This window comes from Nocardioides sp. NPDC057772, from assembly GCF_042798075.1.
GTDB lineage: Bacteria > Actinomycetota > Actinomycetes > Propionibacteriales > Nocardioidaceae > Nocardioides.
The window spans coordinates 79,221-89,232 of sequence record NZ_JBHVKN010000003.1 but is presented as its reverse complement, the minus strand read 5'-3'; the positions used below and the strand labels follow the sequence as shown (position 1 = coordinate 89,232).

Below are 10,012 nucleotides of genomic sequence, written 5' to 3'. Positions count from 1 at the left end.
CCCCCACGCGGGCGCGGTCGCCCACCGAGACCTCGCCGAGATGGAGCACGTCGCCCTCGATCCAGTGGCCGGAGAGGTCGACCTCCTGCTCGATCGAGCAGCCCTTGCCGAGGGTGAGCATGCCGGTGACCGGCGGCACGCTGTGCAGGTCGACGTTCTTGCCCATCCGCACGCCGAGCAGCCGGGCGTACCAGAGCATCCAGGGTGCCCCGGCCAGACCGTGCGCACCGAGCTCGTCGACGGCGTGCGTCGCCAGCCAGAGCCGCAGATGGACAGTGCCGCCGCGCGGGTGCTGCCCGGGTCGTACGCCGCGCAGGATCAGCCGCGCCGCACCCGCGGCGAGCAGCATCCGCCCCGGCGGAGTCAGGAAGAGCACGATCGCGGGCACCAGCGCCCACCAGTTGAGCGCGGGCAGCCAGGGCACCCACGGCTGCGCGAGCGTCGTCCCGAGCGCGGTCCAGGTCAGCCAGCGCGGCGCCGCCAGACAGCGCAGCAGGATCGTCGCGACCACCTGCGCGGCCTGGGTCTCGAGACGGACGGCCGGCACCTCCCGATCGGAGACCGCGGCCGAGCTGCCCAGCTCGTCGATGTACGCCGCCAACGCACCGAGCGCTGGCCGGTCGTAGACGTCGCCGAGCGCGACCTCCGGGAAGCGCTCCCGGATCAGGCTGACAATCTGGGCCGCGGTCAGGCTGCCGCCGCCGAGGTCGAAGAAGTCCGCCTTCGGCCCGTCGACCTCGGCACCGAGCACGTCGTTCCACAGCCCGGCCAGCCAGGCCTCGGTGTCGCTGAGCCCCTCCCCCGCACCCGCGGTGGACGCGAGCGGCCACGGCAGCGCGTCGCGGTCGACCTTCCCGCTGGTACGCGTCGGGAGACTGTCGACCACGGCCAGCCGCGGCACCAGCGCCGCCGGCATGTCGGCCCGGAGCCGGGCGACGGAGGCGGCCTGGTCGAAGGTGTCGTCGACGGTGACGTAGCCGACCAGGAGGCTGTTGCCGGCGGCGCTCTTCCGCACCGCGGCAGCAGCCCCGACGACACCGTCGAGCTGGAGCAGGGCGCTGTCGATCTCGCCGAGCTCGATGCGCCGGCCACCGAGCTTGATCTGGTCGTCGGCGCGGCCGCCGAAGAGCAGCCCAGCAGGGTCGTTGACGACGAGGTCGCCCGAGCGGTAGGCCCGCGACCAGCCCAGGGTGGGCATCGGGGCGTACTTCTCGGCGTCCTTGGCCGCGTCCAGGTAACGCGCCAGGCCGACGCCGCCGATGATCAGCTCGCCGGTCTCGCCCTCGGGGACCGGGATGCCGGTCGCCGGGTCGACGACGGCGAGGTCCCAGCCGTCGAGCGGGAGGCCGATCCGCACCGGACCGTCCGCCGTCAAGCGGGCTCCGCAGGCGACCACCGTCGCCTCGGTCGGGCCGTAGGTGTTCCACACCTCGCGGTCGGGCGTGACCAGGCGGGCGGCGAGCTCGGGCGGGATCGCCTCGCCGCCGGTGATCAGCAGCCGGACCCGGTCGAGCGACGACGGCGGCCACAGCGCGACCAGCGTGGGCACCGTGGAGACGATGGTGATCTGGTTGGCGACCAGCCAGGGGCCGACGTCGACCCCGGAGCGCACCAGCGCGCGCGGCGCCGGGACCAGGCAGGCGCCGTAGCGCCAGGCCAGCCAGATCTCCTCGCAGCTCGCGTCGAAGGCGACCGAGAGGCCGGCCATCACCCGGTCGCCGACCCCGATCGGGGCATCCTGGAGGAAGAGGCGCGACTCCGCGTCGACGAACGCGGCGGCGTTGCGGTGGGTGACCGCGACCCCCTTCGGGGTGCCGGTCGACCCCGACGTGAAGATCACCCAGGCGTCGTCCTCGGTCGACGGCTCCTCCGGCTCGCGTGCCTCGCGGGACCCAGCCAGGGTGGTGACCCGCAGGTCGTTGGTCACCACCGCCGCGACCTGTGCCTCGCCGAAGACCAGCCGGGCCCGCTCCTCGGGGTCGTCCGCGTCGACCGGCACGTAGGCGGCTCCCGCGCACAGGATGCCGAGGATCGCGACGTACAGGTCGGTGGTGCCGCTCGCGATCCTCAGCCCGACCTTGTCCCCCGGCCCGATCCCGGCGGCGTTGAGCTCGGCGGCCAGCCCGTCGGCGGCCTCCTCGAGCTCGGCGTACGTCAGCAGGCCGTTGCCCGCCTCGACGGCCGGCTCGTCGGGCACCTGGGCGGCGGTCGCCCGGAAGATGTCGACGAGCGTCCGGGGCTCAGGCGCAAGATGGCCACGCAGCAAGGGGTCGGTCACACGCGGAGCCTTCCGGGAACAGTTGAACGGATGCCGTACATCTTCCTTCCTTCTCGGTGTCGATTTGTCCTTGTCCCACCCGTCATCCCCGGTGACAGACTCATTCGAGACGAGAAGGGGAACCCACGATGACCAGATACATGGTGCTGCTGCCGACGAACGAGGCCTTCTGGGCAGAGTCGACGCCGGAGGAGAAGGCCGCCGGCTACGAGGTGCACGGCAAGTTCGCCAAGCTGCTCGCCGAGCGCGGCCACAAGGTCACCGGCGGCGCCGAGCTCCACCACTCCAGCAAGGCCAAGACGCTGCGCAAGCAGGGCGGCGAGGTGGTGATCACCGACGGCCCGTACGCCGAGACCGTCGAGCACGTCACCGGCTTCTACACGATCGAGACCGACGACGTCGACGACATGCTCGAGTGCTGCAAGGTGCTCGCCGAGCTGGAGACGGCGCTCGAGGTCCGCGAGATCGTCGACCACGGGGAGATGTGATGCGGCCGACCCAGAGTGTCCAGATCAGGTGACGTACGCCGAGACGCTGCTGCGTGACGAGTGGGGCCGGTTACTGGCCCTGCTCGTCGCGCAGTTCCGGCGTCTCGACCTGGCCGAGGAGGGGCTGGCCGACGCGTTCGAGACGGCCGCGCGGCGCTGGCCGGTCGAGGGCGAGCCCGACAACGGCGCAGCCTGGCTGCTCACCGCGGCTCGCCGCCGGATCGTGGACCGGATGCGCTCGGAGGAGGTGCTGGCCCGCAAGATGCCGCTGCTCGCGGTGGACGCGGCGCTGACCCAGGAGGCGCAGCAGGTCATGGCCACGGTGCCGGCCGAGGCCGGCGGCGAGGCGGTCACCGACGAGCGGCTCCGGCTGGTTCTGCTCTGTGCCCATCCGTCGCTGTCCCGCGAGGCTGCGGCGGCACTGACCCTCCGACTGGTCCTCGGCGTCCCCACCGACGACATCGGGCGGCGCTTCCTGCAGTCGAAGGCGACCATGGCGGCGCGGCTGACCCGGGCGCGGAAGCGGCTCGCGGGCGCGTCCTTCGAGGTGCCCACCGACCTCGCCGAGCTCGCCGGCCGGGTCGGCATCGTCGCCGAGGTCGCCTACCTCGCATTCACGGCGGGCTACGCCCCCGGCACCGGCCCCGACGTCGTACGCAGCGACCTCGCCGGCGAGGCGATCCGGCTGGTCCGCGTGCTCCGGACGGTGCTCCCGGCCCCGGACCCGGAGGTCGACGCGCTGCTCGCCCTGATGCTCCTGCAGCACTCCCGCCGGGAGGCGCGCATCGGTGACGACGGAAGCCTGGTCCTGCTCCCCGACCAGGACCGCTCCCGGTGGCGTCTCGACGAGATCACCGAGGCCCTCGCGATCCTCACCCCGCTCGTCCATGCGGCGGCGGCGCCCTATCTCCTCCAGGCTCTGATCGCCGCCGAGCACGCCGTCGCGCCGAGCGCCGAGGCGACGGCCTGGGACCGGATCGTCGAGCGCTACGACGAGCTCCTCGCGTTGCGCGACACCCCGGTCGTACGTCTCAACCGGGCCGTCGCGGTCGCCGAGGCGCTGAGTCCCGAGGCCGGGCTCGAGGCGCTGGATTCGGTCGCTCTGCCAGGACACCGGCTGCCCGCCGTACGCGCCCAGCTGCTGGAGCGGGCGGGGCGCCACCGGGACGCGGCCGAGGCCTACGCGGAGGCCATCGCGCTGTGCACCCACGGGCCGGAGCAGGCTGACCTGACCCGGCGCCGCGACACCCTGCAAGGTTTTGCACCCGATCGCTAGACGAGAACACGTTCTAGTTGTCACACTCGGGGATGTGGCCCCCATCACCCTTCCGGACATCCTCGAGGCGATGGCCGACGCCGTCCCCGACCGCACCGCCGTGTTCACGATGCAGCACGCCTACAGCTTCGCCGAGATCGACGAGCGAGCGACCAGACTGGCCAACCACCTGATCAGCCAGGGCATCGAGCCGGGCGACCACGTCGCGGTCCACTCCCGCAACCGGATCGAGTGGGTCGACGCCTTCTACGGATGCATGAAGGCGCGGGCGGTGCCGATCAACATCAACCACAAGTACCTCCACGACGAGCTCGACCACCTCTACCGCAACTCCGAGGCGGTCATGGCGATCATCGGGCCCGAGCACGTCGAGGCCGTCGCCGCGCTCGGGCTCGGGATCCCGACGCTGGTGCTGGGCGAGGAGTACGACGCCGCGGTCGCCGCCGCCCCCAAGGAGCGCCCCGACATCGGGCGCAGCCCCGACGACCGCTACATCATCTACACCGGCGGCACCACCGGGATGCCGAAGGGCGTCGTGTGGCGCCAGGAGGACGTCATCCGGGCCGCGATGAACGCGAGCCGGTTCGGGGCGCCCTTCGACACCGTCGAGCAGCTCGCCGAGGAGGCCGCAGCACAGGAGACGCCGATGGTGCTGCTGGCCTGCGGGCCGATGATGCACGGCGGCAGCCAGTGGATCATGGGCAACGGCCATGTCGGCGGCTGCACGGTCGCGCTCTACACCGAGCCGGCGTGGTCACCCGAGACCATCCTCGACCTCGTCCAGGCAGCCAGGGTCAACTCGCTCACCTTCCTCGGCGACGCGATGGGCCGCCCGGTCGCCGAGGCGATCCTGCGCGAGCCGGAGCGCTGGGACCTGAGCTCGTTGTTCGCCGTGTCGAACGGCGCCGCACCGCTCTCGGCCGGGGTCCGCGCCCAGCTCCGCGAGGCGCTGCCGGGCCGCTACATCCTCGACTCCTACGGCGCCTCGGAGTCCGGAGCGACCGGCATGCAGGTCGACGAGGGCAACGAGGGTGTGCAGGCCGCGCCGAAGTTCCAGGTCGGGATCGACGTACAGGTCTTCGACCCCGACCTGAAGCCCTGCGCGCCGGGCGAGACCGGGATGCTCGCGCGCACCGGGTCGATCCCGCTCGGCTACTACAACGACCCGGTCAAGACCGCGGCGACGTTCAAGGAGATCGACGGGCAACGCTGGTCGATCCCGGGCGACTTCGCGCGACGCGAGGAGGACGGCTCGATCACCGTCCTGGGCCGCGGATCCGGCTGCATCAACACCGGCGGCGAGAAGGTCTTCCCCGAGGAGGTCGAGGCGGTCCTGCTGCGTCACGCCGACGTCTTCGACACCGCGGTCGTCGGCACACCGCACGAGCGCTGGGGCCAGCAGGTCACCGCCCTGGTGCAGCTGCGCGAGGGCGCCACGACCTCGATCGACGCGCTTCGGGAGCACTGCCGCAGCCTGATCTCCGCCTACAAGGTGCCCAAGGACATCCTGCTCGTGGAGCGAGTCCCTCGCACACCGGTCAGCAAGGTGGACTATCGTGCGAGCGCTACGGTCGCTGCCGAGCTGCTCGAGGCGCGTAGGTGACGGCCGACTGATCCGACGTACGGCCCGGTGCCGTACGCCCCACCTCTGGCCCTAACCAAGGAAGGCGCAGACGTCCCTGTGTCCGCCGTGATCCCCCTCACACTGCCCGACATCCTGGAAGCGATGGCCGATGCGATCCCCGACCGCACGGCAGTCATCACCACCGAGCGCGCCTACACGTACGCCGAGATCGACGAGCGTGCCACGCGCCTGGCCAACCATCTGCTGAGCGTCGGCCTCGAGCCGGGCGCCCAGGTCGCCGTCCACGCGACCAACCGGATCGAGTGGGTCGACGCCCTCTACGGATGCCTCAAGGCCCGCACGATCCCGGTCAACATCAACCACGCCTACCGGCGCGACGAGCTCGCCAGGACGTACGCCGCCACCGACTGCGTCGCGGCCATCGTCTCCCCCGAGTTCACCGACGATCTCGACGAGCTCGACCTGAAGCTGGACCACCGGGTCGTCCTCGGCCCGGACTACGACGCCAAGGTCGCCGCGGCGTCGAAGGAGCGACCGACGGTCGGACGTACGCCCGGCGACTGGCACATCATCTTCACCACCGGCACCACCGGCACCCCGAAGGGAGCGGTCTGGCGCCAGGAGGACCTGATCTGGGCGGCGCTCAACACCGTCCGCCGCAACGCGCCGATCCCGTCGGTCGAGGGGCTCGCCGCCGAGGCGGCCGCCCGCGACTCGGGCGTCGTGCTGCTCGCGGGCGGGCCGCTGCTGCACGGTCAGAGCCAGCTGCTGCTCCTGCGGGCGCTGGTCGCCGGCGGCACCGCAGTGCTCTACACGTCTGAGTCGTTCTCGGCAGAGGCCTTCCTCGACCTCGCCGAGCAGTCCGGCGCCACCGCGATCACCCTCCTCGGCGACGCGCAGGCGCGCCCGGTGGCCGCGGCACGGCTGGTCGGGAAGAAGCGCTGGCCGCTGCACTCGCTCGCCGGCGTCTCCAACACGGCGGCTCCGCTGTCCGACGGCGTCCTCTCCGTGCTTCGCAACGCGTTCGCACGCCGGGTCATCGTCGACTCCTACGGCACCCTGGAGACCGGTGTCACCGGCTCGCGCGCCGACGACGGCTCGGCGCTCGTGCCCGGCGAGGCGCGGTTCATGGTGGGCCCGGAGGTGGAGGTCTTCAATCCCGACCTCACCCCGGCGGCTCCCGGCGTCGAAGGCCTGCTGGCCCGCTCCGGCCCGGCCGCGCTCGGCTACTACAAGGACAACGCCCGCTCGGCCACGGCGATCAAGCTGATCGACAACCGGCGCTGGACCTTCCCCGGCGACCTCGCCCGGCGCGAGGAGGACGGCTCGATCACGCTGCTCGGCCGGGCCGCGACCCTGGTGCGGACCGGTGATCTCGAGATCCACCCCGAGACGATCGAGGGCGTGCTCCTCGCCCACGACGACGTCGTCGACGCCGCCGTCTTCGGCATGCCCCACCCGCGCTGGGGCCAGCAGGTCGCGGCGCTGGTGCAGCTGACCCCGGGCTCCGAGACCGCCGCCGCCGACCTGCGCAAGCACGCCCGGTCGGTGCTCGGGGATTCTCACGAGCCCAAGCTGGTCCTGCTCGTCGAGTCGGTGCCGCGTACGCCGGCAGGGACGGTCGACTACCGCGCCGCCGCCGGCCTCACCGCCGACCTGCTCAGCACCGGCGGCAAGCGTACGGACGAGGCGGACGCCGAGTAACCGAGTCGGCGCGTCTGCCCCGCCGCCACACGCCGAGTCGGCGCGTTTGTCCCAGCTGCTTGGGACATTTGCGCCGACTCGGCGCTGTTTTCCGGGACTGAAGCGCCGGGTCGGCGTTCAGGGCTGCCGGTCGGAGTTGTCCGGGTCGCCGGGGGTTGGCGGCTTTTCCGCCTCGGGCGGGAGCTCGGGCAGGTGGTGGCCGAATGGGACCTGCTGCACCTGTCCGAGGGCGGCCAGCACAGAGGGCAGCATCGCCTTGGCGGTGCGCTTGTAGCCCATCGCACTGGGGTGGAAATGGTCGATGGCGAACATCTCGTCGGGGTTGGTGATGAAGAACGGGCCGACGACGTCGGAGAGCGAGACGACGTGGGCACCCTTGGCCAGCGCGATCTCCCGCTGGCCGTCGGCCAACTGCTTGGCGATCCTGCGTCCGAGCGATCGCAGCGGCTGCGGCAGCGGCCGTACGGCGCCGACGTCCGGGCAGGTGCCGACGACCACTCCTGCGCCGCGCTCGCGCAGGGCGTCGATGACCTCACCCAGCACCCGGGTCGAGTCCTTCTGCGGCACCCGGTGGGTGACGTCGTTGCCACCCACGATCACGACCGCGACGTCGGGCCGGTAGCTCGCCGGCAGCGACTCGAGCTGGGCCGGGACCATCGAGGTCTCGGCTCCGACCACCGCAGCCGTACGCAGCCGCACCGGTCGCTGCAGCGCCTTGGCCGTGCCCTTGGCCAGCCGTGCGCCGAGGGTTCCGCTCCTTGTCTCCGCGCCCAGCCCGGCCGCGATCGAGTCGCCGAGGATCAGGAGCTCGACCGGCGTACCTCCAAAGGTCTTCTTATAGACCTTGTCGGCGTCGATCGCCTCCTCGCCGAGAGGCTTCCCGATCACGTCGCGCGCGTGCGCCGCCTGTCTCTTCAGCAACGTCACGAACCCGGCGCCGGCCGCCGCCCCCACCACGCCGATCGCGCCGGCGACTCCGGCGGTGGCGGCGACCATACCGAGCCACCTGGCCTCTTCACTCGTCTTCGTGCTGCTCACATTCCTCATGTGTAGCGCACGAGGGTGAACGGGCGGTTGGTTCGTCTAGGTATGCAGAGGAACCGTCGCTTCCCTCGCGGATTTCCGCACGGGAAGCGACGGTTCGGCTACATACCTAGACGAACATCCACGGCCCTACGCCTGGGAGAGCCCGGCCTCCTCGAAGGAGTCGTAGTTGGGGGCGATGGTGGCGCGGGGGCCGACGATGCCGCTGATCGCGTCGAGGGTCTTGAGACCGTGGCCGGTGTTGATGATCACCGTCTCCAGGCTCGGATCGAGCGCGCCGGTCTCGACGAGCTTCTTGGTGACCGCGAGGGTCGTGCCGCCGGCGGTCTCGGTGAAGATGCCCTCGGTGCGAGCCAGGAGCACGATCGCGGCGCGGATCTCGTCGTCGGTGACCTCCTCGACGGCGCCACCGGAGGAGCGGGTGGCGTCGAGGACGTAGATACCGTCGGCCGGGTTGCCGATCGCCAGCGACTTGGCGATGGTGTCGGGCTTGACCGGGCGGATCGCGTCGACGCCGGCCTTGAAGGCGGTCGCGACCGGGTTGCAGCCGGTGGCCTGGGCACCGAAGATCCGGTAGGGCTTCTCCTCGACCAGACCGAGCTTGATCAGCTCCTTGAAGGCCTTGTCGACCTTGGTCAGCTGCGATCCGGAGGCGACCGGGATGACGATCTGGTCGGGAAGACGCCAGCCGAGCTGCTCGGCGATCTCGAAGCCGAGCGTCTTGGAGCCCTCGGCGTAGAAGGGACGTACGTTGACGTTCACGAACGCCCAGCCGTCCTCCTCCGCGGCGATCTCCTGGGCGAGCTTGTTGACGTCGTCGTAGTTGCCGTCTACGGCGATCAGGTTGTCGGTGAAGACGGCCGAGTTGACCTGCTTGGGCTGCTCGAGGTTGCTCGGGATGAAGACGGCGGTGGGGATCCCGGCGCGGGCACCGGCGGCAGCCACCGCGTTCGCCAGGTTGCCGGTCGAGGGGCAGGCGAAGACCTTGGCGTCGAGCTCGCGGGCGGCGCTCAGAGCGCACGCGACGACGCGGTCCTTGAAGGAGTTGGTCGGGTTGGTCGAGTCGTCCTTCACCCAGATCTTGTCGATGCCGAGCTCCTTGGCGAGGTTCTTCGCGTCCAGGAGGCGGGTGAAGCCGGGCTCGGTGTTGGGGCTCTGCTCGATATCGGCGGGCACCGGCAGCAGCGCCTTGTAGCGCCAGATGTTGCGGGGTCCGGCCTCGATCTCCTCGCGGGTCACGGCCGGGAAGTCATAGGCCACCTCCAGTGGCCCGAAACACTCCGGACAGGCGTAGTGCGGACCGAGGGCGATCTGGTTGCCGCACTCGCGGCACGACAGTGCCGAAGCGTTGCCGAACGCGCCCTCGCGCAGGGCCTTCGTCTCCGTGGTCGCAGCGCTCATGAGAAACCTCCTCCTCATCTTCCCCGATCACGTCTCTCGCGCCGGGCCGGAATTAGCACCTGCTCCGCTACCCGCCCAGGCTTGGGAGGAGGCTCGCGGTCGGTTGCCGGGACTTCACTGGGCCGTTCCCTCAGTCCCTCTCGATGAGCAGTAATGACCTTACGTGGTCGTGTCCGCCGCATGCATACGCGAGTCCCACGGAATGGAACGCTCGTCCGCGATTCGGACAACGCCGG

The 10,012-nt window shown here is 71.2% G+C and carries 7 protein-coding genes and 1 riboswitch; of the genes, 4 read left to right on the top strand and 3 right to left on the bottom strand.

Annotated elements, in window-relative coordinates:
• Positions 1–2,278: amino acid adenylation domain-containing protein (locus ACFVJS_RS01435; protein ID WP_378876692.1), on the bottom strand; the 2,278-nt coding region annotated here is incomplete at its 3' end.
• Positions 2,279–2,406: 128 nt separating this feature from the next.
• On the opposite strand from ACFVJS_RS01435, the gene ACFVJS_RS01430 reads away from it, so the two are divergent.
• From ACFVJS_RS01430 to ACFVJS_RS01415, 4 genes are all read left to right on the top strand, one after another.
• Entirely contained in the window at positions 2,407–2,766 is a 360-nt protein-coding gene (locus ACFVJS_RS01430) for a YciI family protein (protein WP_378876690.1), read from the top strand.
• Positions 2,767–2,794: 28 nt separating this feature from the next.
• A complete protein-coding gene (locus tag ACFVJS_RS01425; RefSeq protein WP_378876688.1) occupies positions 2,795–4,042 on the top strand; it encodes an RNA polymerase sigma factor in 1,248 nt (415 codons plus the stop codon).
• A gap of 34 nt (positions 4,043–4,076) precedes the next feature.
• Positions 4,077–5,645, top strand: coding sequence for an AMP-binding protein (locus tag ACFVJS_RS01420; protein WP_378876686.1), 1,569 nt, complete (start codon positions 4,077–4,079; stop codon positions 5,643–5,645).
• A gap of 87 nt (positions 5,646–5,732) precedes the next feature.
• Complete coding sequence (locus ACFVJS_RS01415) at positions 5,733–7,331, top strand: AMP-binding protein (RefSeq protein WP_378876684.1); 1,599 nt, start codon at positions 5,733–5,735, stop codon at positions 7,329–7,331.
• A gap of 117 nt (positions 7,332–7,448) precedes the next feature.
• Here ACFVJS_RS01415 and ACFVJS_RS01410 read toward each other — a convergent pair whose 3' ends face one another.
• Together ACFVJS_RS01410 and thrC are read right to left on the bottom strand one after the other, a co-directional pair.
• Positions 7,449–8,378 (bottom strand): SGNH/GDSL hydrolase family protein, encoded by a 930-nt coding sequence (locus tag ACFVJS_RS01410; RefSeq protein WP_378876682.1) that lies wholly within the window; start codon positions 8,376–8,378, stop codon positions 7,449–7,451.
• Positions 8,379–8,504: 126 nt separating this feature from the next.
• A complete protein-coding gene (gene thrC, locus ACFVJS_RS01405; RefSeq protein ID WP_378876680.1) occupies positions 8,505–9,776 on the bottom strand; it encodes a threonine synthase in 1,272 nt (423 codons plus the stop codon).
• Between the two features lie 11 nt (positions 9,777–9,787).
• Positions 9,788–9,926, bottom strand: a riboswitch (SAM riboswitch).
• Between the last annotated feature and the right edge of the window lie 86 nt (positions 9,927–10,012).

Coding starts and splice junctions, on each gene's coding strand:
- ACFVJS_RS01430 (WP_378876690.1), top strand. CDS start 2,407: ATGACCAGATACATGGTGCTGCTGCCGACGAACGAGGCCTTCTGGGCA.
- ACFVJS_RS01410 (WP_378876682.1), bottom strand. CDS start 8,378: ATGAGGAATGTGAGCAGCACGAAGACGAGTGAAGAGGCCAGGTGGCTC.
- thrC (WP_378876680.1), bottom strand. CDS start 9,776: ATGAGCGCTGCGACCACGGAGACGAAGGCCCTGCGCGAGGGCGCGTTC.